This is a genomic window from Actinoallomurus sp. NPDC050550 (assembly GCF_040655075.1).
In the GTDB taxonomy this organism is placed as follows: domain Bacteria; phylum Actinomycetota; class Actinomycetes; order Streptosporangiales; family Streptosporangiaceae; genus Actinoallomurus.
Genome location: NZ_JBFAJC010000001.1, coordinates 86,177 through 108,017, shown reverse-complemented (window position 1 = coordinate 108,017; position 21,841 = coordinate 86,177). Strand labels below are relative to the sequence as shown.

25 protein-coding genes are annotated in these 21,841 nt (G+C 69.6%); 12 read left to right on the top strand and 13 right to left on the bottom strand.

Features of this window, described 5'->3' with window-relative positions:
• Nucleotides 1-25: 25 nt before the first annotated feature.
• Both AB0I04_RS00550 and AB0I04_RS00545 read left to right on the top strand, forming a co-directional pair.
• Nucleotides 26-760 (top strand): SDR family NAD(P)-dependent oxidoreductase, encoded by a 735-nt coding sequence (locus AB0I04_RS00550; RefSeq protein WP_360876640.1) that lies wholly within the window; start codon nucleotides 26-28, stop codon nucleotides 758-760.
• Between the two features lie 223 nt (nucleotides 761-983).
• The gene (locus AB0I04_RS00545) at nucleotides 984-1,757 is read left to right on the top strand and encodes a serine protease (protein ID WP_360876637.1); all 774 of its coding nucleotides are present in this window, start codon (nucleotides 984-986) and stop codon (nucleotides 1,755-1,757) included.
• Nucleotides 1,758-1,767: 10 nt separating this feature from the next.
• Here AB0I04_RS00545 and AB0I04_RS00540 read toward each other — a convergent pair whose 3' ends face one another.
• From AB0I04_RS00540 to AB0I04_RS00520, 5 genes are all read right to left on the bottom strand, one after another.
• Nucleotides 1,768-2,088 carry a co-chaperone GroES gene (locus AB0I04_RS00540; RefSeq protein ID WP_360876634.1) on the bottom strand — a complete coding sequence of 107 codons (321 nt, stop codon included), beginning with the start codon at nucleotides 2,086-2,088 and terminating at the stop codon, nucleotides 1,768-1,770.
• Between the two features lie 202 nt (nucleotides 2,089-2,290).
• Entirely contained in the window at nucleotides 2,291-3,100 is an 810-nt protein-coding gene (locus AB0I04_RS00535) for a hypothetical protein (RefSeq protein WP_360876631.1), read from the bottom strand.
• Nucleotides 3,101-3,322: 222 nt separating this feature from the next.
• Nucleotides 3,323-3,556, bottom strand: a complete 234-nt coding sequence (locus tag AB0I04_RS00530) for a hypothetical protein (RefSeq protein ID WP_360876629.1) — start codon at nucleotides 3,554-3,556, stop codon at nucleotides 3,323-3,325.
• Nucleotides 3,557-3,791: 235 nt separating this feature from the next.
• Nucleotides 3,792-4,850: a pyruvate dehydrogenase (acetyl-transferring) E1 component subunit alpha gene (gene pdhA, locus AB0I04_RS00525; RefSeq protein ID WP_360876626.1), complete on the bottom strand. Its 1,059-nt coding sequence runs from the start codon at nucleotides 4,848-4,850 to the stop codon at nucleotides 3,792-3,794.
• A gap of 76 nt (nucleotides 4,851-4,926) precedes the next feature.
• Nucleotides 4,927-5,949, bottom strand: a complete 1,023-nt coding sequence (locus AB0I04_RS00520; protein ID WP_360876623.1) for a CHAP domain-containing protein — start codon at nucleotides 5,947-5,949, stop codon at nucleotides 4,927-4,929.
• A 167-nt stretch (nucleotides 5,950-6,116) separates the two neighbouring features.
• Here AB0I04_RS00520 and AB0I04_RS00515 point away from each other — a divergent pair, with 167 nt between their 5' ends.
• Complete coding sequence (locus tag AB0I04_RS00515) at nucleotides 6,117-7,514, top strand: selenium-binding family protein (RefSeq protein WP_360876620.1); 1,398 nt, start codon at nucleotides 6,117-6,119, stop codon at nucleotides 7,512-7,514.
• Between the two features lie 2 nt (nucleotides 7,515-7,516).
• Complete coding sequence (locus tag AB0I04_RS00510; RefSeq protein WP_360877595.1) at nucleotides 7,517-8,155, top strand: hypothetical protein; 639 nt, start codon at nucleotides 7,517-7,519, stop codon at nucleotides 8,153-8,155.
• Between the two features lie 4 nt (nucleotides 8,156-8,159).
• Here the strand turns inward: AB0I04_RS00510 and mgrA are convergent, their stop codons facing one another.
• The gene (gene mgrA / locus AB0I04_RS00505) at nucleotides 8,160-9,185 is read right to left on the bottom strand and encodes an L-glyceraldehyde 3-phosphate reductase (protein WP_360876617.1); all 1,026 of its coding nucleotides are present in this window, start codon (nucleotides 9,183-9,185) and stop codon (nucleotides 8,160-8,162) included.
• 68 nt (nucleotides 9,186-9,253) lie between these two features.
• Between mgrA and AB0I04_RS00500 the strand changes: the two genes are divergently transcribed.
• Nucleotides 9,254-9,880 carry a Uma2 family endonuclease gene (locus tag AB0I04_RS00500; RefSeq protein ID WP_360876614.1) on the top strand — a complete coding sequence of 209 codons (627 nt, stop codon included), beginning with the start codon at nucleotides 9,254-9,256 and terminating at the stop codon, nucleotides 9,878-9,880.
• Here the strand turns inward: AB0I04_RS00500 and AB0I04_RS00495 are convergent.
• Complete coding sequence (locus AB0I04_RS00495; protein WP_360876611.1) at nucleotides 9,810-10,310, bottom strand: Lrp/AsnC family transcriptional regulator; 501 nt, start codon at nucleotides 10,308-10,310, stop codon at nucleotides 9,810-9,812. The genes AB0I04_RS00500 and AB0I04_RS00495 overlap by 71 nt on opposite strands.
• Nucleotides 10,311-10,388: 78 nt before the next feature.
• On the opposite strand from AB0I04_RS00495, the gene AB0I04_RS00490 reads away from it, so the two are divergent.
• On the top strand, nucleotides 10,389-10,934 hold the full coding sequence (locus AB0I04_RS00490) for an alpha/beta fold hydrolase (RefSeq protein ID WP_360876608.1): 546 nt from the start codon (nucleotides 10,389-10,391) through the stop codon (nucleotides 10,932-10,934).
• Nucleotides 10,935-11,164: 230 nt separating this feature from the next.
• Here AB0I04_RS00490 and AB0I04_RS00485 read toward each other — a convergent pair whose 3' ends face one another.
• Together AB0I04_RS00485 and AB0I04_RS00480 are read right to left on the bottom strand one after the other, a co-directional pair.
• A complete protein-coding gene (locus tag AB0I04_RS00485; protein WP_360876605.1) occupies nucleotides 11,165-11,371 on the bottom strand; it encodes a hypothetical protein in 207 nt (68 codons plus the stop codon).
• A gap of 17 nt (nucleotides 11,372-11,388) precedes the next feature.
• The gene (locus AB0I04_RS00480; RefSeq protein WP_360876602.1) at nucleotides 11,389-12,354 is read right to left on the bottom strand and encodes a LacI family DNA-binding transcriptional regulator; all 966 of its coding nucleotides are present in this window, start codon (nucleotides 12,352-12,354) and stop codon (nucleotides 11,389-11,391) included.
• Nucleotides 12,355-12,431: 77 nt separating this feature from the next.
• Here AB0I04_RS00480 and AB0I04_RS00475 point away from each other — a divergent pair, with 77 nt between their 5' ends.
• The 6 genes from AB0I04_RS00475 (at nucleotide 12,432) to AB0I04_RS00450 (ending at nucleotide 17,168) form a co-directional block, all read left to right on the top strand.
• Entirely contained in the window at nucleotides 12,432-12,905 is a 474-nt protein-coding gene (locus AB0I04_RS00475; protein ID WP_360876599.1) for an MFS transporter, read from the top strand.
• Nucleotides 12,902-13,645, top strand: a complete 744-nt coding sequence (locus AB0I04_RS00470; protein WP_360876596.1) for an MFS transporter — start codon at nucleotides 12,902-12,904, stop codon at nucleotides 13,643-13,645. Before AB0I04_RS00475 ends, AB0I04_RS00470 begins: the two co-directional genes overlap by 4 nt.
• Nucleotides 13,646-13,784: 139 nt before the next feature.
• A complete protein-coding gene (locus AB0I04_RS00465; RefSeq protein ID WP_360876593.1) occupies nucleotides 13,785-15,206 on the top strand; it encodes a glycoside hydrolase family 47 protein in 1,422 nt (473 codons plus the stop codon).
• A gap of 12 nt (nucleotides 15,207-15,218) precedes the next feature.
• Entirely contained in the window at nucleotides 15,219-15,749 is a 531-nt protein-coding gene (locus tag AB0I04_RS00460; protein WP_360876591.1) for a GNAT family N-acetyltransferase, read from the top strand.
• Between the two features lie 126 nt (nucleotides 15,750-15,875).
• Nucleotides 15,876-16,088, top strand: coding sequence for a hypothetical protein (locus AB0I04_RS00455; protein WP_360876588.1), 213 nt, complete (start codon nucleotides 15,876-15,878; stop codon nucleotides 16,086-16,088).
• Between the two features lie 108 nt (nucleotides 16,089-16,196).
• Complete coding sequence (locus AB0I04_RS00450; RefSeq protein WP_360876585.1) at nucleotides 16,197-17,168, top strand: zinc-binding dehydrogenase; 972 nt, start codon at nucleotides 16,197-16,199, stop codon at nucleotides 17,166-17,168.
• Between the two features lie 214 nt (nucleotides 17,169-17,382).
• Here AB0I04_RS00450 and AB0I04_RS00445 read toward each other — a convergent pair whose 3' ends face one another.
• From AB0I04_RS00445 to AB0I04_RS00430, 4 genes are all read right to left on the bottom strand, one after another.
• Nucleotides 17,383-18,657 carry a hypothetical protein gene (locus AB0I04_RS00445; protein WP_360876582.1) on the bottom strand — a complete coding sequence of 425 codons (1,275 nt, stop codon included), beginning with the start codon at nucleotides 18,655-18,657 and terminating at the stop codon, nucleotides 17,383-17,385.
• A 38-nt stretch (nucleotides 18,658-18,695) separates the two neighbouring features.
• Nucleotides 18,696-19,964: a HAMP domain-containing sensor histidine kinase gene (locus tag AB0I04_RS00440; protein ID WP_360876579.1), complete on the bottom strand. Its 1,269-nt coding sequence runs from the start codon at nucleotides 19,962-19,964 to the stop codon at nucleotides 18,696-18,698.
• The gene (locus AB0I04_RS00435) at nucleotides 19,955-20,608 is read right to left on the bottom strand and encodes a response regulator transcription factor (protein ID WP_360876576.1); all 654 of its coding nucleotides are present in this window, start codon (nucleotides 20,606-20,608) and stop codon (nucleotides 19,955-19,957) included. Before AB0I04_RS00435 ends, AB0I04_RS00440 begins: the two co-directional genes overlap by 10 nt.
• Nucleotides 20,609-20,881: 273 nt before the next feature.
• Nucleotides 20,882-21,799, bottom strand: coding sequence for a DUF1963 domain-containing protein (locus tag AB0I04_RS00430; protein ID WP_360876573.1), 918 nt, complete (start codon nucleotides 21,797-21,799; stop codon nucleotides 20,882-20,884).
• Nucleotides 21,800-21,841 lie beyond the last annotated feature (42 nt).

Genomic DNA, 21,841 nt, shown 5'->3' with positions numbered 1-21,841 from the left:
AGGGAGCGGAAGTTAGCCTTGGATCATGCCTACGGCCCTCATCACCGGCGCCACCGCGGGGATCGGCGCGGCGTTCGCCCGCCGGCTCGCCGCCGACGGCTTCCACCTGATCCTGCTGGCCCGCGACGCCGAGCGGCTGGCCCACGCCGCCGAGGAGTACGGCGACGCCGAGGTCGTCGTCGCCGACCTGGCCACCGACGAGGGCCTCGCCAAGGGCGAGGAGGCCGCTCGCCGCGCCGACCTGGTCGTCAACAACGCCGGGTTCGGGAGCGGGGGACGGTTCCTCCAGGTGCCCCTCGAGGAGGAACTGACGATGCTGCGGGTCCACTGCGAGGCGGTGCTGCGGCTGACGTACGCCGCTCTGCCGGGGATGCGCGAGCGCGGCCACGGCGGCGTCATCAACGTCGCATCGGTGGCGGCGTTCCTCGCGCGCAGCACGTACGGGGCGTCGAAGGCGTGGGTGGTCTCGTTCAGCGAGGGCGCCGCGCAGGACGTCCCGGGCGTGCGGGTCATGGCCCTGTGCCCGGGCTTCGTGCACACCGAGTTCCACGAGCGGGCCGGGATCAACGTGTCCGGCGTCCCCGAGTCGTTCTGGCTGGACGCCGACCGGGTCGTGGCCGACGCGCTGCGCGACTTCCGGCGCGGCATGACCGTCAGCGTCCCCGGCGCGCAGTACAAGACCCTCGTCGGGCTCGGCAAGCTCGTCCCGCGCAAGCTCGTGGGACGCATCTCCGCGCGCACCAGCCGCAGGTACGACTAGCCTTCCGGCGGCCACGGAGCGATCTCGCCAGGGCGCATCTCATCGCGCACCAGCCGCGAATTCCGCCAGACCGAACCCGGCCTCCGCTGGGCGGTCACGGATCGCGCCGCCCGCGGCGATCGCGCCGTGCCGGTCCGGGCCGCACTCCCGATCGCCCGACCCCCCTCGCGCGGCGGGGCCCGATGCCGTTAGGTTTTACGGCACCGGACGGAGGTGTTCCCCCATGCCCCTGTTCCCGCGCCGCTTGGCGGCGGTGGTCCTGTCGGCGCTCGCCCTGTGCGCCGGCCTGGTGACCCCCTCGGCGAACGCGGTCGTCGGCGGCTCGCTCGCCACCCCACCGTCGTGGCTGGCGGCGATCGGCACGCCGGCCTTCCTCATCCGGCCCTCCGGGCAGTTCTGCGGTGGCGTGCTCGTCGCGTCCGACAAGGTCGTGACGGCGGCGCACTGCGTGAGCTTCCTGCGTCAGGTCCCGACCCTGCTGAGCGCCGTGTTCGGCCGCGCCGACCTGTCGAAGAAGGACGGCGAGGCGGTGCGGATCACGAAGATCTGGGTGCACCCCGACTTCCGTGAGACGTCCTTCCAGGGCGAGACGGTCGAGCACAACGACGTGGCCGTGCTCACGCTCGCCCGGCCGGTGAACCGCCTGCCGCTGCCGCTCATCGGCCGGTACGGCACCTACCCGCCCGGCACGGACGCGCGGGTGCTCGGCTGGGGCACGACCTCGGAGCGGGACCTGTTCAACGTACGGCTCCGCGAGGCCGCCATCCCCATCGCCTCGGACAAGCGGTGCACGGCGGCGTACGGCCGCGACACGTTCAGCGCGAAGGACATGGTGTGCGCGGGTTCACCGAAGGCCGACACCTGTGAGTTCGACAGCGGCGGACCGCTCATCCTCCAGGGCCGGCTCGCCGGGCTGACCTCCTGGGCGTACGGCTGCGCCCGCCCGGGCTATCCGGGCGTCTACACCCGCCTCTCGGCGTTCACCCTGCCGCTGTGAGGCCGGCGGGTCACAGGTAGAGGCCGGTGCCGTACTCGGGGCGCTCGTTGGCGACGGCGTGCAGGTCGCGCTCTCGCATCACGAGGTACAACTCGCCCTGCACCTCGACCTGGAACTGATCCTCGTCGTGGTACAGGACCATGTCACCGACCTTGACGGTGCGGACGTTGTGGCCGACGCCGCAGACCTCGCCCCAGACGAGGCGGTTGCTCTGCTCCGCCGTCGCCGGGATCACGATGCCCCCGCTGCTGCGGCGCTCTCCCGACTCCTTCTCCGGGCGCACCATGATGCGATCGTGCAGCATTTGGATCTCGAACTTCGGGTCGGCCACAGTCGGGATTCTACCGAGATCGCCCCTGTATTACGGTCCGACGGCGGCGGTGGCCCCGATACCGGGATACCGGAGGCCGCCGAGCAGGGAGTCCGCGCTCGGTTCAAGCCTCCCGTCCTGGCCGAATACGGTGACCAGGCCTCGTGCGGCACGACGGGCCTGGCGGACGCTCTGCGGCCAGGTGAGGACCTCGCCGAGCGCCCTACCCGGCGGTCTTGGGTCCGGGATTCAGTACGTAGGCCACAGCGATACCGGCGAGGACTTGAATGCACGCAGGGATCGCACTGAGACCGTACTGCGTGTTGTAAACGGCGATCGCCCAGGCGAGCCAGATGACGATCGACCCGGTCACCACCCACCAGCGGCTGGACATCGCGGCGAGGATCGGCGGTACCGAGGCCAGGATGCCGAGGAATACCACTAGCAGCTCCATCGGGCTGGTGGCGTGGACCGGCGCGTGTGCAGGACGCTTGGGCCCGCCAACGATCAAGAGGGGGATCAGCAAGAGCATGGGCACGACCCCGAGGGCCCGTACGAAGTCCGGCGCCCCAGCGGTCTTGGGCCCGATCCCGGCCAACCGCCGGAGCAGGGGCGGCCCTACGAAAAGGACGAACGCGAGCCCCACCCCCATCACCGGAATCGAGACGGCATAAGGCGGCAGCGGTTCGTCGGAGCTGTTGACGCCTCCCCGCAGCCGACCCAGTACGGAACTCGCCGCGACAAAGAAGACGATCAACACCAAGACGAACCCGATCGTCCCCAGGCAACCCGGCAACGACATCCCAGACGACTCCCCATCCGACTTCGCCTTGGTCTGCGCCCGCTCCTTGCGCCGCGGCGGCGTGGCCCGTTCCACCTCTTTGACCAGCTTCCGGCAGGTCTTCCTGTCGGCCCCGGTCTTGGCCTGCAAGAACCCGATGGCCTCCACCCGCTTGCCCTGGACCAGAAGCCGCCGCACCACGGCCTTGTGGTGCTCACTCAGCCGAGGCGCCTCACCGCCCATCTTCCGCATGCCGAAATGATGGCCCACGCACCTCTGTCGCGCGACCGTCCGAACGAGCCGCACCCAACTCGGTTACCGTTCTGCGGTGAGTAAGAACGGCGATCCCGACGATCCAACGCTGCTGGCGCAGCACGACCGGATGGACCCGTCATCGCCCGCGCATACGACCGTTACAGCACGCTTCGCCGCCGCGAGAGCGAGCGCGGCCGCGTCAGCCGGGTGACATGCGGGTCAGCGGTGGCCTGCCGCGAGCTGGTCCAGGAGCTCGATCGCCGCACGCCGTACGTCCTCGGGCACGAGACCGCCCAGGACGGTGCGGGCCTGCTCGAAGTCACGAGTGGTCGCGCAGGTCACGGCGACGGACCCGGCGGCGGCCTTCTCGAGCGACCCGGCCGGCGCCTGGTCGGCCAGATCCCGCGCGCTCTCGGCGAGATCCAGGTTGTCTTTGGTACTCGGGCTGCTCAACGATTCTCCTTGGAGTGCCGGTGGTGCGGGCCGCTGTCGGCCGGATTCACCACCGCGGATGCCGAGACCCTGAAATCGTAGACGAACGCCGGCCGTGGGTCGGCGTCGCCCCTCCCGGAGCCGCCATGTCGATCGGTGAAGCGGCCTCCGGCCTGAGGTCGGCATTCCCCTACCAGAGCCGCCACGTCGATCGATGAAGCGACTCCAGCTTAGGTCGTCCTCTCCATCATGGCGGTCAGTCGGCGAATGTGTCGAGGTAGGCCAGGAACGCGTCCCGCTCCTCGGCCAGTTGCTCGTGCGCGCCCGCGTAGACGTAGTCGAACATCGAGCGGGGGTCCGGGTCGGGCAGGGCCCGGCATTCGTCGCGGACGCGGCGGCCGAGCTCGTCGGCCTCGGCGTCCAGGGCTTCGAAGAAGGCGTCGTCGGCCAGTTCGTTCTTGGTGAGGTACGCCCGGAGCCGCTCAATCGGGTCCTTCAGCCGCCACTCCTCCAGCTCCGCGTCGGCCCGGTAGCGCCGCGGGTCGTCGGAGCTCGTGTGGGCGCTCATCCGGTAGGTGTAGGCCTCGATGAGCGTCGGCCCCTCGCCGTTCCGCGCCCGCTCCAGGGCCGTACGGGCCACGGCCAGGCTGGCGAACACGTCGTTGCCGTCCACCCGTACGCCGGGGAACCCGAAGCCGGCCGCGCGGCGGTAGAGCGGCACGCGGGCCTGCGTCTCCAGCGGTGCGGAGATCGCCCACTGGTTGTTCTGGCAGAGGAACACCACGGGGGCGTTCTGCGCGCCGGCCCAGACGAACGCCTCGTTGACGTCGCCCTGGCTGGTCGCGCCGTCGCCGAAGCAGGCCAGCACGGCCTCCGAGGCCCCGTCGCGCTGCACGCCCATGGCGTAGCCGACGGCCTGCAGTGTCTGCGCGCCGATCACCAGCGCGTACCCGGCCATCCGGTGGTCTTCGGCGTTCCAGCCGCCGTAGGAGACGCACCGCCACAGCTCCAGGAGGTTCGCCGGCGGCACCCCGCGGACGTACGCGATGCCGTGCTCGCGGTAGCTCGGGAAGACGAAGTCCTCCGGGCGCAGCGCGCGGGCCGTGCCGATCTGCGCGGCCTCCTGCCCGAGCAGCGGCGCCCACAGGCCGAGCTCGCCCTGCCGCTGCAGCGCCATCGCCTCGACGTCGATCCGGCGGACGAGCGTCATGTCGCGGAAGAGGCCCCGGGCCTCCTCCCCGCTGATCTCGAAGGGATACCCGGGATGGTCGATCCGCTCCCCCTCCGGGGTGAGCAGCTGCACGAGGTCGGTCACGCGAGCTGATTGTGCCAGCATCGGAGGTACGGGTTCGTCACCCGGGTGCCCGCTCACCTCATCGGCCTCATGCGGTCTAGTACCTCAAGAACGCCACTTTGGCCAGCACGGAGGCGACGGTGACCGGGTAGGCGTTGTGGTTGTAGACCCGCAGCCGCAGGCGGGTGTCCTTGTCGAAACCGACCTGGCCGCCGAGCTGCGCCCGCAGGCTCCCGTCCGGCGCGGCGCGGAACGGCGTGCGCCAGGCGTCGTCCAGCACCGTCCAGGGGTCGCCGGCCTTGGCGGGCGGCTTCATCCGGGACCAGGCGATGTCGACCGCATCGTTCGCCCGCAGGCCGGTCACCTGGACGATCGCGTCACAGACCGCCCACATCGTCGCGCCGGTGGTGATCGAGAAGCCGTCCGGGGAGTGGTGGCCGTGGCTGTCGGAGTACTCCTTGTGGAACTGGATCGAGATGTCCTTGGACGCCGGCACCTGCTGCTGCGCGCCGGCGCCGAGGCTGACCACTTCGGCCATGTCGTCCTCCAGGGATCGGTAGTCGGGGGAGCCGTAACCGACGACGATGCCCGCGGGGGTGCGGACGCGCCGCCTCACGGCGTCGCTCGTGTTGAACTCGATCGTCACGATCCGCCCGTCGGTCCGTACCGACTCGACGAGGCCGACATGGTCGATGCCGGAGATCGAGTGGCCGCCGTCCCAGTCGTAGAAGACCAGGTCGCCGACGTGCGGCCGGGTGCCCCAGTGCTTGTGGTCCGCGAACCACTGGGCGTGCCAGGGGGTGTAGGCGTACTCGCCGACGACGGAACCCGCGCCGATCTGCGCCGCGCACCAGGACAGGCCCATGTCGCACCAGTTGGCGTCGGCGAACGAGGGGTCGTGGTGCCGGTCGGCGTACCACTGGCCGTACTTCGTGTGGCCGTTGGCGGCCTCGTGGTAACCGAGCTGGGAACGGGCCTCCTCGATCATCTTCTTCGCGGCCGGGGGGACGCTCGCATCGATGGAGACCGAGCCGGGCTCCTGCGACACGTCCTGCGGCCCGTCTTCGGGCCGCGGTCCGGCGCCGCCGGGAACCTGGGGTGGGAGAGGTTCCGGTGCCATGGGGTTCACGGTTGCACACTTACGGAACAGTTGTCCGAGAGTCAGGACAAATCGTGGTTTATGGCGGCACCGGATTCCCCATTGAGTCGATAGGGATTTTCGGGCAGGATGGCGGGTAAGGACGCCTGCACGGTGCGTGACGACATCGTCGTCCGAAGGAGCGTGGAATGGCTCTGTGGAGACCGGATCCGACCTTCTACCCGTCCCCCCGCGAAGCGGTGAACGCTCCGCCCGAGACGCTCGCCTACATCGTCGCGTTCGACCGGTCCGCCGAGAGGCCCGACGCCCTCGCCGTGGTCGACGTCGATCCGGAGTCCACCTCGTACGGCAGCGTGGTCGGCTGGCGGGACCTGCCCTACACCGGTGACGAGCTGCACCACTTCGGGTGGAACGCCTGCAGCAGCGCCCTGTGCCCGAACGCCCCGCATCCCCACGTCGAGCGCCGCTACCTCATCGTTCCCGGCCTCCGCTCCTCCCGGCTCTACGTCATCGACGTCAAGGACGACCCGCTCAAGCCGTCGATCGTCAAGGTCATCGAGCCGGAGGAGCTGGCCGAGCGCGCCGGCTACTCCCGGCCGCACACCGTCCACTGCGGCCCCGACGGGCTGTACGTCTCCGCGCTGGGCGGCGCGGACGGCAGTGATGGGCCTGGTGGCGTCGCGGTGCTCGACCACACCTCCTTCGAGGTGCTGGGGGCGTGGGAGGCCGACCGGGGGCCGCAGCACCTCGCGTACGACTTCTGGTGGCACATCGCGCACGACGTCATGATCACCTCCGAGTGGGGCACGCCCTCGATGATCGAGGACGGCGTCAACGCCGAGCTGCTGCTCGGCCGCAAGTACGGCCACCGCCTGCACTTCTGGGACCTGCGCAAACGCCGCCACGTCCAGACCGTCGACCTCGGCGACGAGCACCAGATGGTCCTCGAGCTACGGCCCGCCCACGACCCGACCAAGACGTACGGCTTCGCCGGCGTCGTCGTCAGCGTCGAGGACCTGTCCGCCTCGGTCTGGCTCTGGTACCGCGAGGACGGCGAGTTCAAGGCCCGCAAGGTCATCACGATCCCGGCCGAGCCTGCTGATTCAGGAGACCTGCCGCCGGTGATCGCGCCGTTCGGGGCCGTGCCGCCGCTCGTCACCGACATCGACCTGTCGGTGGACGACCGCCACCTGTACGTCTCGTGCTGGGGCACCGGCGAGCTCAAGCGCTACGACGTGTCCGACCCGTTCAACCCGGTGGAGGCCGGGTCGGTGCGCATCGGCGGGATCACGCGCCGCACCCCGCACCCGGCGGCACCGGACCGGCCGCTCGCCGGCGGCCCGCAGATGGTCGAGGTCAGCCGCGACGGCAAGCGCGTGTACGTCACGAACTCGCTGTACGGCTCGTGGGACGACCAGTTCTACCCCGACGGCGTCGGCGCGTGGGCGGCCAAGCTCGACTCGGGCGCGGAGTTCACCTTCGACGAGCGGTTCTTTCCGCACGGCGACGACTTCCGCGGGCTGCGCCCGCACCAGGTCCGTCTCCAGGGCGGCGACGCGTCCTCCGACTCCTACTGCTACCCATGACGATGAAGGACGGGTCGCTCGTGGCTCTGGTCGCCCTCGGCGCCTTCCACGGGCTGAACCCCGGCATGGGCTGGCTGTTCGCCGTCGCCCGGGGCCTGCAGGAGCGGTCCCGGGCGCTCGTGCTGCAGTCGCTGCCCGCGATCGCCGCCGGGCACGCCGCGTCGGTGTTCCTGGTCGCGGCCGTCGTCGAGCTCACCGGATCGGTGGTGACCTCCCGGATCCTGTCGATCGGCGGCGGCGTGCTGCTGGTCGGGTTCGGCCTGTGGCGGCTGCTGTCCAGCCGCCACTTCCGCTGGGTGGGCATGCGGCTGACGCTCTGGCAGCTGGCCTGCTGGTCCTTCCTCATGTCCTCGGCGCACGGGGCCGGGCTCATGCTGCTGCCCGTGCTGACCCACGGCGCCGTGACCGTACCCGGGCACTCCCACGGCATGACCTCCGGCGCGGGCAACGCCGTCATGGCGGCGATCTTCGTGACGGGCGTGCACACGCTCGCCATGTTCGTCGTCGCGGGCACCATCGCCGTCATCGTGTACGAGGTCGTGGGGCTGGCCATCCTGCGCCGCGCCTGGTTCAACCTCGACCGGGTGTGGGCGGCCGCGCTCATCGGCGCGGGCGCGGCCACCCTGCTCATCACCGCATAGGGCGTCAGTGGGCGCTGGAGGCGGCCCAGATGTTGATGCCCGCCTCGACCGCGTAGCGGTCGATGGTGGCCAGTTCGTCGTCACTGAAGTCGAGTCGCTTCAGCGCGCCCAGGCTGTCCTCCAGCTGCGCCACGCTGCTCGCCCCGATCAGCGCCGACGTGACCCGCTGATCCCGCAGCGTCCAGGCGATGGCCATCTGCGCCAGCGACTGGCCGCGCTTCTCGGCCATCTCGTTGAGCGAACGGATGTGGCTGAGGGCCTCGTCGGTGAGCAGGTCCGGGGACAGCGACTTGCCCTGGCCGGCCCGTGAACCCTCGGGGATGCCGTTCAGGTACTTGTCGGTCAGCATGCCCTGCGCCAGCGGCGAGAACGCGATGCAGCCGACCCCCTCCTGATCCAGGGTGTCCAGGAGGGGACCCTCGATCCAGCGGTTGAGCATGGAGTACGACGGCTGGTGGATGAGCAGCGGCGTGCCCATGTCGCGCAGGATCGCGGCGGCCTCGGCGGTGCGCTCCGCCGAGTACGACGAGATGCCGGCGTACAGCGCCCTGCCCGAGCGCACCGCGTGGTCCAGCGCGCCCATCGTCTCTTCGAGGGGCGTCTCCGGGTCGAACCGGTGGCTGTAGAAGACGTCGACGTACTCCACGCCCATCCGCTTCAGCGACTGGTCGAGGCTGGCCAGCAGGTACTTCCGCGACCCCCACTCACCGTACGGGCCGGGCCACATGTCGTAGCCGGCCTTGGTCGACAGCACGATCTCATCGCGGTACGGCCGGAAGTCCTCCCGGAAGATCCGCCCGAAGTTGGTCTCCGCCGAGCCGTACGGAGGACCGTAGTTGTTGGCGAGGTCGAAGTGGGTCACGCCCAGGTCGAACGCCCGGCGCAGGATGGCCCGCTGCGTGTTGAGGGGCTTGTCGTCCCCGAAGTTGTGCCACAGCCCCAGCGACACGGCGGGCAGCTTCAGCCCGCTGCGCCCCGTCCGGCGGTAGGGGATGCTCTCGTACCTGTTCTCGGCGGCCTCATACGTCATGTCCGCCAGTCTGCCGCGCCGCCCCGATCCGCCTGACGACAGCCCCTCCCATCACGGAGAATATTCGCATGAACCCGGAAAGTCGCCAGCGCATCCGCGACGCGCTCGAGCACCCCCCGTCTCCGCCACCATGGGGATGGACCGCCGATGACATGGACCGGCTGCCCTCCGACGGCCCGAACGGCGAACCCGGTTTCTTCGAGCAGCTTGAGCTCATCGATGGGGCCCTCATCTTCGCGGCGCCCCAGAGTCGATTCCACGAGCGAACGCTTCACGGGCTGGTGACCGAAATCAGCGGTCAGGCGCCGGACGCCACGTGCGCCGTGGGGCGGATGGACGTCAAGCTCGGGCACCGCACGCGGCCCTGCCCCGACGTCCTCGTCATCGACGACGCTGCGGCAGATGATCTCAACCGGACCTTCTATGCGCCCGATGAGGTGCATCTGGTCGTCGAGGTGGTCTCCCCCGAGTCGGAGGAGCGCGACCGGAAGCTGAAGCCGCCGCGATACGCGGAGGCGGGGATCGCGCACTTCTGGAGGGTCGAGGAGAACGACGGGCGCCCAGTGGTTTACGTCTGCGCCGATGTCGAGCGGCCGCCGCGATGTCCGGGACCGACCGCACGGGTCAAGACGTCGTTGCCGTGGCGTCGGTCAGCGACCTCGGGGGGTAGGCGCGGAGCACGAGGGATGTGGTGACAGGACCGTAACGGGCAAGTGCGTCGACGACTTCTTCGAGTCGTCCCGCCTGCGGGCAGTGCACGTCGAAGATGAGGCAGTCCTCCCCGGTGACTCTCAAGGTGGAGGCGACCTCCGGGATCCGGGAAGCCAAATCCAGGGCTCGGGAGAGCTGGGCATGCGTGGTGCGCAGCCGGATGACCGCGTGAATGTTCAGACCGAGCGCCGCGGGATCGATCACGGCTCGGTAGCCGGTGATGACGCCCTTCTTCTCCAGCCGTTGGATGCGCGCGCTGGCCGCAGGCTGCGAGAGTCCAACGCGGCGCCCTATCTCGGCACCGGTCAACCGGCCTTCGGCATGGAGCAAGGCGAGGATGTCCCGGTCGATCCGGTCGAGTGATTCCATCGTTGTGCGCACCATCTTCTTTGAGATCACTTGGGCCGCGGCCACCGTTCTGATGCTTCCAACAGAATGTGAGCGAGGCGTCCCCATGGTCGCAGGGGTCGACGAGTGAAACGGTGGTGGGCAGTGGCCGCGTACGTCATAATCCCGGGTATCGACGGCTCGGATGGGCAGCACTGGCAGACCTTGTGGGAGCGGCAGTGGGGCACCTCAGCGGTGAGGATCTCCCCCACCTCTTGGTCCGCGCCCGAGCTGGATGACTGGGTCAATGCCGTGGAGGAGGCCTACGACGAGGCTTCTCAGCATGACGGCCACGTTGTGTTGGTCGCCCACAGCCTGGGCTGCTGGGCGGCGTCCACCTGGCTGGGCAAGAACCCATCGAGCCCGGTGGACGGCGCATTCCTGGTCGCACCGCCCGACCCACAGGGACCGGCGTTCCCACGCCAGGCGGCCTCGACGTTCATCGAGGTGTCCGCACAACCACTGCCGTGCCCGGCCCTGGTGGTGGGCAGCGCCAACGACCCGTACTGCACCCCCGAGGCAGCCATCGACTTCGCGGCGCGGTGGGAGGCGCGATGGCACCTGGCGGGCGCGTACGGACACATCAACTCCGCCAGCGGCTTGGGCCAGTGGCCGCACGGCCGTGAACTCCTGGACTCGCTGCCCCTGTGACTCCGAATGCAGGGCCGTGCGCTTCCTTGGTGAGATCACCCGGGGTCCGGCCCGGGCGGCCTCGCCGGCGGACGGATCAGTTACTGCAGGCCGTAATTCGTGTTGCCCGAATGCTTCCACAGGGACAGGCCCTTTTGGCAGCGGATGTGCGACTTCTTGCCGACCTTTGTTAGCGGCCCGTTCTTTATCTTCGTCTTTCCGGTGCCATTCTTCGCACACCACATCCAGACCTAATACTTCTTCGCGCCAGCGCTCTTGCCGCAGTAACCGGTGACGCCCTTACGGTCCTTGTCGACCTTGATCTTGCTGCAGCCTTTCAGCGCCGCCGCAGGCGCCGCGGCCGAAGCGGTGGCGACAGGGCCGGCCAGCGCGAGCGGGACGACGAGAGCGAGCATGACGCCCGCTTTGTAAATAGCGCGCGTATTGCCAGATTTCATGGCGAGAAACGTAGCAGTCAGCGCGGCGGAGCGGTGGAGGAACGGATGACCAGTTGTCCGGGGAGTGAGGTGTCGGCGGGACGGCGGCCGTCGAGGAGTTCGAGGAGGGCGGTCATGGCGGTCGCGCCCAGTTGCTCGGCGGGCAGCCGGACCGTGGTCAGCTCGGGTTCGAGGGCGGTGGCGAGGAGGACGTCGTCGAAGCCGGTGACGGACAGGTCGCCGGGGATGTCCAGGCCCAGGGCACGGGCCGCCTTGTACGCGCCGGCGGCGATGACGTCGTCGTCGCAGACGATTGCGGACGGGCGGTCGGGTCGGTCGAGCATCTCGAGGGCGGCCTGGCGCGCGGCGGCCACGTCGATTGGCGTGCCGTGACGGGCGAGTGAGCCGGGGAAGGCGTCCGCGAGCGCCGCGCCCCGTTCGTGGAAGGTCCAGGCGTCGACGGCGGCGGCGAGGTGGCCGATCCGGCGGTGCCCGAGCCCGGCCAGGTGCCCGGCGATGGCGCGCATGCCGCCCGCGACGTCGAAGTTGATGGTGGGTGCCGGGTCGGCGGGGTCGCTGTCCATCACGACGACGGGCAGGTCGTCGAAGTCGGTGAGGCCGCCGACGATGGAGGAGGCGAGGACGCCCTCGATGGCCTGCGTGTCGACCTGGCTGCGCGCCGGGCCGGCGTCGTCGGGCCAGGGGTGGACGACCAGGCCGAAGCCGCGCGCGGCGGCGACCTCGGCCGCGCCGGCGTAGATGGGGCCGAACACGGGGCCGGTCAGCGTGGGGACGACGAGCAGCACCGTACGGGTGCGGCCGAGGCGCAGGTTGCGGGCGGCGAGGTTGGGGCGGTAGCCGAGCCGCCGTGCGGCGTCGTGCACCGCCTGCCGGGTCTCGGGCTTGACCCGGCCCTCGGCCTTTCCGGCCAGCACGATCGAGACGGTGGACTGGGAGACTCCGGCGGCCCGGGCCACGTCTCGGCTGGTCGGTCTCTTGGGCACGACAAAAGATTAGACCTGCGCGCGGATCGGTGATACGTATGACCGGACAGGTTAGTAATACGTATGACGAGGGTTCGATGCGCTCCTATCTCGACTTCCTGCGGAAGCCGTACGCGGCTCGCCTGCTGGGCGGCACCCTCCTCGGCCGGCTGCCGAACGGCATGGGGCCGCTGGCGATCGTGCTGTTCGCCCGGGCCCACGGCGGCGGGTACACGCTGGCCGGCGTGCTGTCGGCGGTGTACGGCCTGGCCATGGCGGCGGGTCAGCCCGTGCTCGGGCGCGCGATGGACCGGTACGGTCAGCCGCGCATCCTCGCCTCCGCGGCGATGGCCGCCGCGGCGGGCTTCGCGCTGCTCACGGTGTTCGGCGTACGGTCGCCGGCGGTCGCGACGGCCGCGGTCGTCCTGGCCGGCTTCGCCACGCCGCCCCTCGAGGCCGGGCTCCGGGCGCTGTGGCCGTCCGTCCTGAACGGCCCCGCCGAGGTCCAGGCCGCGTACGCGCTGGACGCGGCGGCACAGGGCTGCTGTTCACGGTCGGCCCCCTCCTCGTGATCGCCGCCACCGCCGTCTCGACCGGGGCGGCGCTGCTGCTGACCGGCGCGCTCGGGGTGGCGGGCACGCTCGTGATCACCACGTCCCGGCCCTCGCGGGCGTGGACAGGTGAGCCGGGCGGCGGGCACTGGGCGGGCCCGCTGCGCTCCTCCGGGATACGGGTCCTGATCATCGCGCTGACGTGCGTCGGCGTGTCACTGGGGGTGATCAGCGTGGCGGCGGTCGCCTACGCCGACGCGCGCCACGCCTCGTACGCCTCCGGACTCCTGCTCACGCTCATGTCCGCCGGGGCGCTGATCGGCGGGATCCTGTACGGGCTGCGGCCCCGGACCGGCCCGGCGTACCGGCGGCTGGTCCTGCTGATGGCGGGGCTCGCGGCCGGTTACCTGCCCCTGGCGTGGGCGCCCGGGATGCCGGTGATGCCGGTGCTGGCGGTGACCAGCGGGGTGTTCCTCGCCCCGGTGCTGGCCTGCTCGTTCACGCTGGTGGACGACCTCGCGCCGCGCGGCACGGTGACGGAGGCGTTCGCGTGGCTCGTGACGGCGTTCGGGGTCGGCGGCTCGGCGGGCGCGGCGCTGGCCGGGCTGGCGAGCGACGCGGGCGGCGTCCGCGCGGCGTTCGCGGTGGCCGGCGCGGGCGGCGTCCTCGCCTTCCTCGTCATCCTCGTCGCCGGGTCGATCGGCGCCTCTTCCGGGGCCGCCGTCGGGTCCCCGGGAGTCGCCGATCCGGTCACCCGCTGAGCGGCCGCCGCCGGAGAGCCGACCGCCGCCGAATCACCGCCGCCCGTACACCTCAAAGGCCGACATCGGTCACAGAGGTCGTCACACGCCTCACGGGGTGATAGGACGACAACGTTGTCATCCCTCAAGGTGGTGAACGATGAGAGCCCCCAGCCCCCTCTCCCGCAGAACCTTCCTCGGCACCCTCACACTCGGCGGCCTGGCCGCGACGGCCCTTCCCGGCGGTGTCGCGAGCGCCGCCACGCCCGCGCGCCCCTCCCGGAACTGGCATCCCGTCGCGGACGACGTCCGCAGCGAACTCCGGCACGCCTGGCAGTCCTACCGGCGCTACGCCTGGGGCCATGACCAGCTGCTGCCCGTCAGCGGCGGGTACAGCGAGTTCTTCGACAAGAACCACCCGGTCGGCCTCTCGATCGTCGAGGGCCTCGGCACCCTCTACCTCATGGGCCTGGACGACGAGCTCACCGACGGCATCGGATGGATCAGGGACAACCTCGACTTCGCCGGCGTCAACGCGGACGTCCAGGTCTTCGAGACCAACATCCGCATGGTCGGCGGCCTGCTGTCGGGCTACCTGGCCACCGGCGAGAAGACCCTCCTCGACAACGCCAAGAAGATCGCCGACATCCTGCTCCCCTGCTTCACGACGTCACCCACCGGCATGCCGTACCGGCTGGTCAACCCGCACACCGGCAAGGTCAGCGGCAACGTCAACGTGCTCGCCGAGATCGGCACGATCATCGCCGAGTTCGGTACCCTCTCCCGCCTCGTCCACGACGACCGCTACTACAACGCCGCGAAGAAGGCGCTGAAGGCGGTGTACGACCGGCGTTCGCCGCTGGACCTGGTCGGCAGCGGCCTCAACATCGAGACGGGCGCCTGGACCGACACCTCCTCCCGGGTCGACCCGCCGGTCGACTCGTTCTTCGAGTACCTGTGGGACGGCTGGGACCTGTTCCGCGACCGCGATCTCAAGCTCTGGTACGACACGCTCACCGCCGCGATCCTGCGCCACGAGAAGGAGCAGTACGGCGGTCACCTGTGGTTCCACAAGGCGGACATGACGACCGGTGCGTCCCTCGGCCGCGAGACCTCCGAGCTCACCGCCTTCTACGCCGGCCTGCTGGGCCAGAGCGGCCACCTGCGCGACGGCGAGGCGTATTTTGACGCGTGGACGTCGGCGCTGAAGACCTATCCGCTGCTGCCCGAGGGCTACGACTACGGCACCGGTACGGCCACGGACAAGGGCAACCAGCTACGCCCGGAGTACGTCGACTCGGCGTTCAACCTCTGGCTGATCACCGGCAAGGAGATGTACCGGGAGCGCGCCTACGACTACTACCTCACCCAGAAGCGCTACTCCCGCGTCGCGAACGGCTGGACCATCGTCGCGGACGTCACGACGACGCCCCCGAAGCTCGGCGACCTGACCTCCGGCTACTGGTGGTCGGAACAGATGAAGTACTGGTACCTGATGTTCTCCGACTGCCCACGTTTCAACTACCGCGACAACTACCTGTCCACCGAAGGCGACGTCTTCAAGGGATTCATCCGGCACTGACGATCGGAGAACATGACCGAACTATTCGAGCCGCCGCGCCTGGTCTCGCCGACGACGGCCGTACGTGAGTCGTTCCTAGTGGGTGAACGAGCCGACTGCTCGGCGGAAAAAAGATCCACCGAGTGGCTCGATCCTGCCTTCGACGATTTCGACGCCTTCGTCGACGGGCGGCGCGGCGTGCACATCCGCTGGGGCGTACCATCCACGACCTTCTGGTACGTCTCCGGAGAGCACTACCTCGGCACGCTCATCGTCCGGCATGAGCTGACATCTGAACTGACCGAGGCCGGCGGCCACATCGGCTATCACATCGTCACTCCATGGCGTCGGCGTGGACACGCGACGCGAATGCTCGCGGCCGGGCTGGCGGAGTGCGGGAAACTCGGCCTCGGCCGAGTCCTCCTCACCTGCGCCCACGACAATGAGGCGTCCCGCCGCGTAATTCTCGCCAACGGCGGTGTACCCGACCGTCCATGCCGCGACGAAGATCGCTTCTGGATCATCCTCCATGACCGCCGCCCTAAGGACGGATCCGGCGCCTAGGTGCGTTTGCGCGTCGGTCCGAGCAGATGAAGTACCACTTCTTGATGTTCGGCGACTGCCCCCGCTTCGACTATCGCGACAACTACCTGTCCACCGAGGGCAACGTCTTAGGGAGTCCGCTACATCATGCTCGCTCCCCAGCCCACCGAGTTCGCACGTCGCACCGCAGAGATCATCGTCTCGTTCGAGATCAGCGAAGACGACTCGGATGAGGACGACGAAGATTGGGGCGCGTCCACCTACTCCAGCCTCGAGGTGAGCGACCCACGCTATCTGGAGCACCTCGCGCAGAACGCGGGGTTCCAAACGGCCTTCACCGGCCACCTTCCCTTCGCGTAGATTGGATCGCCCCCGTGTTCAATCCGTGACGGCTTGTGGTTGACCTCAATGGTGGTTGAGGTTGCATGCTCTGAGTGTCCGCGTTGGTAACACTCAGGAGCGAGCGGTATGCGGGTGGTTCGGGTGACACGATTCGGGGGTCCCGAGGTTCTGGTGCCGGGTCAGGCGCCGGATCCGGTGGCCGGGCCAGGCCAGGTCGTGGTCGAGGTGGCGGTCGCGGGCGTGACGTTCGTCGAGACGCAGATCCGGCGAGGCACCGACAAATGGCATGCCAGGCCAGAGGTGCCCTACGTTCCGGGCGGTCTGGTGGCGGGCCGTGTGAGCTCAGTCGGATCCCAGGTGGATCCGACGTGGTCGGGGCGGCGTGTCATCGCAGGCACAGGTGAGACCGGTGGTTTTGCCGAACGAGCAGTGGCCGCGGTTGAGGACCTGTTTCCGGTGCCGGACGGGCTCGGCCTGCCGGAGGCCACCGCGCTGCACAGCGATGGCAGTACCGCGCTGGGACTGACCGAGAGGGCCAAGGTCCGTCCCGGTGAATGGGTGCTGGTAGAAGCGGCGGCCGGTGGAGTCGGCAGCCTGCTGGTGCAGCTGGCCCTTTCGGCAGGCGCGCGGGTCGTCGGAGCCGCCCGCGGATCGCGCAAGCTCGGCCTGATCCGGGATCTGGGCGCCGATGCCGTGATCGACTACTCCGAACCAGGCTGGACAAAGCGCGTACTCGAAGCGACCGGTGGCGCGGGACCGGACGTGGTGTTCGATGGCGTCGGAGGGGAGATCGGGCGGGCCGCGTTCGAGGTGACGGCCCATGGCGGCCGTTTCTCAGTGCACGGCGCTTCCAGCGGCGAGGCCACGATCATCGATCCCGCCGTGGCACGCCACAAGAACGTGGAAGTGATAGGCATCGAGCAGCTCTTCGATTTCGGGCCACATGTGGTCCGGCGGGCTGAGCAGATGATGTCAAAAGCGGCTGCGGGGCTCATCCGGCCGATCATCGGGCAGACCTTCCCTCTGGAACGCGCCGCCGACGCACACGCCGCGATCGAAGACCGCACTGCCGTGGGAAAGACCCTCCTGCTGGTCTGAGGGCAACGGTCCGTACGGTTTCAGGCGCCTTCGGACCTCGGTTCAGATGGCTGGGCCCGTGCGGCGGGCCCAGCCAGTCGGCGTTTCCATGGCGGCTAGTGCTTTGACCGCATAGGTTGACCGGTTTGGTCAGGCTGCCGCGGCGAGAGGGCGTCCGCAGCCCGGCACGCTGAGCCCGTCGGCCGGGTGGGGTGGCTGGGCGCTGTGCGGTCTGTCAGCCCAGGTCCGCCAGGAGGGCGTTCAGTTCGCTCTCCTGCTGCGCCGGCGGCATCGGCGGGTTCGGGTGGTCGATGCCGAAGGTCTTGAGCATTTTGTCCATCTGGGCGTCGATGGAGGTCCAGCCGGTTTCGTCCAGCGGCTGCAGCGAGGCCTGGTCGGCATCCCACAGGTCACGTAGCGACTGGGCGGCCGCGTGGGCCCCGGTCGCGTCCCCCGAGCGTGCGTCCGTGAGCGAGGTCGATGCGAGGGTCCGCAGTGCGGCGACCTTCGCGGGCGGGAAGTTCTTCACCGCCTGGCCGGGAGGCAGCTGGACGGTGGAGGTGGTATCGGCCTCCGGCGCCGGGCCGACGTGCGGCTGACCGTGGGCCCAGACCAGCAGGGCCGCGGTGGCGACGGCCAGCAATCCGAAGCCGGGCAGCGCGATGCGCTCCTTGCGCGGGTTGCTGGTGACCTGTATGGCGTGGGTCGCCTCGTACGTCTCGGTCACATCCGAGCGCGTCGCCGTCAGGTAGACCACCGTCGCCAGGATCAGGCCGAGGAAGATCAGGCTGGTGGTGAACGTGCCCAGCGCGAGACCGGTCGGGTCGCCTGGGTTCTGGGCGACCTTGGGGGAGGCGAGCCAGTCGCCGATGTTCGCGCCCAGCGGGCGGGTCAGGATGTAGGCGAGCCAGAAGGACAGCACCGGGTTCGCGCCGAACCTCCACAGCGCCGTGATCGCCGCGATGAGGCCGAGCGGCAGCAGCACTGAGACGCCCGGGCTCCAGCCGGTCAGTTCCAGAGTCCAGTCGCCGGTCGCGGTGCCGAGCGCGAAGGTGACTAGGACGGTCAGCCAGTAGAACGACTCCCGCGAGAGCGTGGTGACCGAGTGGATCGACAGCGTGCGCTCGCGCAGCCACCACACGCCGAAGACCACCGCGAGCAGCACCGAGAAGACCGCGGAGCTGATCCACAGCGGCACGTTCAGCTGGTCGGTCAGGATGTCGGTGTACAAGGTGCCCGTGACGCTGACAACGACCACGGTCAGCCAGTAGGCGAATGGTACGTACCGCTTGAGTCGCAGCTGGACGGCCAGGACCACCACGAGGACCGCGGTGAAGATCCAGGCCGTGTTCACCAGGCCGACGCCCAGCTGGGTGTTGATCCAGTCGGCGAAGCTCTCACCGACCGTCGTGCACAGGACCTTGATCACCCAGAACCAGATGGTGACCTCGGGGACCTTGTTGAGCATGAGCCGCCCGCTGCGCGTGCGTGCTTCGGTTGTCGTGGTCATGCAGGGAGGTTCGCGGGGGGAACCTGCAAGCAACCTGACTACGTGGCCGCATGCGCGGCCGGGAGCATCACCTCGACGTGACCGCGGCCGTCCGCGATCGCGCGGACCTCCACCCCGGCCAAGGCGGCGATGCGCCGGACCACCGGCAGCCCCAGGCCGTACCCCTCACCGCTGGTCACACCCGCTTCAAAGACCCGGTCGACCTCAGCGGGATCGAACCCGGGGCCGTCGTCCAGGACATCGACCACGATTGCCTCACCCTGGATGCGCGCGTTGATCCACACGCGCGACCGCGCATGCCGCAGGCCGTTCTCCAGCAGGGGAGACAGTAGCGACACGGCGACGTCGGCCGCCACGGCGACCTCGACCTTCGCGGGAAAGGCGACCTCGACCGCGCGGCCGGCGATCGCCTGCCGCGCGGCAGAGCGCAGGTCGCACCGGGTCCCGGTGTCTGTCCGTGCGCGCGCGGCGCGCAGAATCGTCGAGATCGCCGCATTGAGGCGGTCGACCTCGCTCAGCACCGCCTCCGGCGCCACAGGCTCGCCGGACAGCTGCGCCAGCTGCGCCTCGCCCCGCAGGACCGTGAGCGGTGTCCGCAGCTCGTGGGCGATCTCATCGGTGAGCCGGCGCTCGTCCGCCAGCGCGTTGTCGACGCGCTCCAGGAGGTGGTCCAGGGTCCGCCCCAGTTCCCCGAACTCGTCGCGGGGGACTCCGAGGTTGAAGCGGCGCCCGGGTTCGTGATGGCCCCAGTCGTCGGCGAGGGCGGCCATCTCGTGCACGACCCGCAGCGCGCGGCGCACCACGAGGTGCGCGACACCGCCGGCGAGGAGGATTGCGATGCCGCCCAATATCAGCGACAAGGTCAGGCTGTGCTGCTCGGATGTCTCGTAGGGCGTGAGGTTCACCCGGACGATCACCATGACGTGGTGGCCGTCGATCGGGACCTCCTGCGCGTACAGGAGGTAGTTGTCGACGGCGGCGGTCTGCGATCGCCGTGAGCCTGCCAGCGCCTCGACGCGCTCGACCACGCTTGCCGGTACGTTCCCGTCGATCAGGCGGCCGTCGGCATACACCCAGGCGACCTCGTCCAGCGCCTCGCTGCTGTTCTCGGTCAGCACGACACGGCCGCCCATGGTGGTGACGTTCGCCGCGACCGCCTCGGCTCGGGTACGCGCCAGATCGTGCGCGTCGGCGTCCGTCACCCGGCTCAGCAACACGTGCGAGACCACGACCAGTATCGCGACCACGGCGGTGGCGATCAGCACAGTGAGCGCGACGACCCTCCCGTGGAATCTCGTCACTGCCATCGGTAGCCCACGCCGCGGACGGTCGCCAGACGCTCGGCCACACCCAGCGGACCGAGCTTGGTCCGCAGCCGGCGCACGAAGGAGTCGAGGGTGTTGTCGCTGACCTGCGCTCCGTGCGGCCAGCCGGCAGCGATGAGGGCGTGGCGGCGTACCGCGTCGCCCTGCGAGGCGATCAGGCGGCCCAGTAGCCGGAACTCGGTCGGGGTCAGGCTCTTGCTCACCGAGTCGTAGGTCACCACGTGCTTCGCCGGATCGAGGACGACCTCGCGCGGTGCGGGCGCCACGGTGGCCCGGCGCAGCAGCGCTCGGACGCGGACCAGCAGTTCCGGGATGTCGAAGGGTTTGGTCATGTAGTCGTCGGCGCCGGCCTCGAAGCCGCCCACCTTGTGATGCAGGCCGTCCAAGGCGGTGAGCATCAACACCGGCGCGTCGACGCCGCGAGCCCGGAGGGCCAGGCAGACGTCGCGGCCGTCGGCGTCCGGGAGCCCGAGATCCAGGACGACCAGATGGGGTGCCGGTGCGAGCTGCCGCAGCAGGCTGTCGGCTGTGGCGGCGACGGAGATGGTGTGGCCGTCGTGCTCCAGGGCGCGCTTGAGGACGCCGCGGACCGCCGCGTCGTCTTCGCACACCATGATGAAAGCCACGTGCTGACCCTAGATACTCCCGCCCCAGTTCTCCAATCTGCCCTGATCAGCCGCCTGACGGCCGGGAGCGGGCCGCTGGTGCCGCTCGCCCTTGCCCTGCCATGAAGCCGCGGCGGTCGGGCGCGACCGGCCGAGCCGCAGCAGCGGGGGTTCGCCGGAGGACCACAATGGGTTGCATCGACTCTGTGCAGGAGTACGTCGACGCTCCGTTGGAGCGGACGCCCTCTCCCCGCGGCAGCCTGACCAAACCGGTCAACCTATGCAGTCAAAGCACTAGAAACCTTCGTACAGGGCGACGACCTGCTCGTAGTCTCCGTCACGGAGCGCGTTGGCCGGGAGGACGAAATGCAGGTAGCCGCCGTCGCCCAGGTCATAGTGTCCGATGGTGATGATGTGGCGGTAGGGCTCGTCTTTCGACATCTCATCCAGTAGCGCGAAGCCGTTCTCCAGGTGCGGCCAGCCGAACGCCTGGTCGGGCGAGAAGTACACGTCCTCGTATTTGTAAAGGCCCTGCTTCTTCTCGCAGAACTCGATCCAGGCATCACCGAAGCGGTCGGAGACCAGCCAGCCCGGCATCGACCCGTAGTAAATGGACCCTTCCGTCTCCCCGCCGTAGTCCAGTGTGTCGAGAATCCGGTCGTAGCTGACGCCGCGTGCTGACGGAAGCGTCACGACCGGCACCGCGTAGAACGGCTCAGGGTCGTGGATCGACGCCGGTGCGGGCGCCTCCACCTCGGTCGCCCGTGCGGGGTCCGCGGGGATGATCCGGCAGTACGGCGGATCCTCGAGGCCGAGGAGAGGAGCCTCCTCAAGCCGGTATCCGCGCTCGATGTCCGGATCGCAGTAGAAGACGTTGAGGAGCCCGTCGCCGGCGGGTGGGCGCTCGTCGCCGAGCCAGGGGCCGAGGGCGTCGACGTCCAGGACCGCGAACAGGCTCAGCGGAACGCCCTCGCACTCCGGCCACGGCGTGCCGGGATTCAGCAACGCCGGGCCGCCCCACCGGCTGTGTCCTGCGGCCGCGATGCCGGGCTTCACCGGACGCAGCCCGAACGCCGGCTTCGCGAGCGCCGCCACCTGCGTTCCGATGTGCTCGCCCAGGTGCTCGACGCACAGCTCCCGCGCTCTCGCGCATGCTTCCGCGTAGCTCGCGTGAAGTGGCGCTGCGGGGGGCGTCTGGTCGGGCGGCGTCATGATCATGATTATGACCGGCGGAGCGATGCCGGGTGCGGCGAT